Consider the following 1,024-nt stretch of genomic DNA (forward strand, 5'->3'; position numbering starts at 1 on the left):
AAGGAAGCCGATCCCGTAGCATCGCCAGTCATTGAAATTGTTATTGCCTTAGCCAGCTTATCCGCCTGCACAGCATTATTAGCCTTCCCGTTTGTAAATAACGAAAATAGACCTATTGAATAGCTTTTTAATTCTTGCAGTATTGCAGTTAAAAGTTTAGGACCCGATGGAACGATATCATTAAGAGGTTGGTCCGGCCAAAGATCCCTTAAACCGATTTTTAAATCATTTACAGAACCGTTATTAATCTTCTCGCTGGTAACTGCACTATTCGCTATTTTTACAGTAGTTACAGCACTATCTGCTATTTCAAAAGTCTGTATTTTGTTCGTCTGAAAGTTCCGTGGGTCAATTACCATCGTATACTGGTATGTCACGGCATTGTTGAACCATGCATATACAGTCAGGTTATTACTGTAATTTTCATCATTCATTACGCGCGTCCATGTTTTATCGGCAACCGGTTGCGGCGGGTCGGCTGCCAGGCGTGCGACTTCGTAGGCTTCCAAGTCCGCATATGTGTCAAAATTCTGCCCCAGCCAGTTCCCCTGCATGGTAGCAAGACCTGCAATATTTTCATTAATAGAATCTAAATCACTGAGGTAAGCTAATTTGTCTGAGTATAGTGTACTGCCATCGTGCCCATTAACATTAATATGTTTGTCAAGTCCTTCAGTAACACCATTATTAAGTACTAAAGCTGCACCTGTACTTCCTATATGTATTATTTTATCTGGATTCTCAGTATATTTTATAAGCGGGATTACTTGACCTGCATTCAGCTCTCCGTAGAGTACTTTATTCTTACCTATTGCCAGATCGGAATTTATTTTCTGTGTTGTAGCGGATGCCAGTTTTACATAATCCAGGAATTTGGTATTCATCTGGCCTACTGTAGCTGCATCTGCATTGGCTACCCCATTTGCTACATTGGTAATCTTTCTTTTGCGATTGGCATTGCCGACAGAAAATTCATTAGTAGCCGTAGCAGAGGATTCACCCCCGATGGCTACGCTATAGTCTC

The 1,024-nt window shown here is 41.2% G+C and carries 1 protein-coding gene; it reads right to left on the bottom strand.

Annotation, left to right across the window (positions count from 1 at the left end):
• On the bottom strand, positions 1-1,024 hold a 1,024-nt coding region (locus tag ACFO6W_RS21690; protein ID WP_380000399.1), incomplete at both ends, for a hypothetical protein.

This window comes from Dysgonomonas termitidis (assembly GCF_042654545.1).
Taxonomy (GTDB): domain Bacteria; phylum Bacteroidota; class Bacteroidia; order Bacteroidales; family Dysgonomonadaceae; genus Dysgonomonas; species Dysgonomonas termitidis.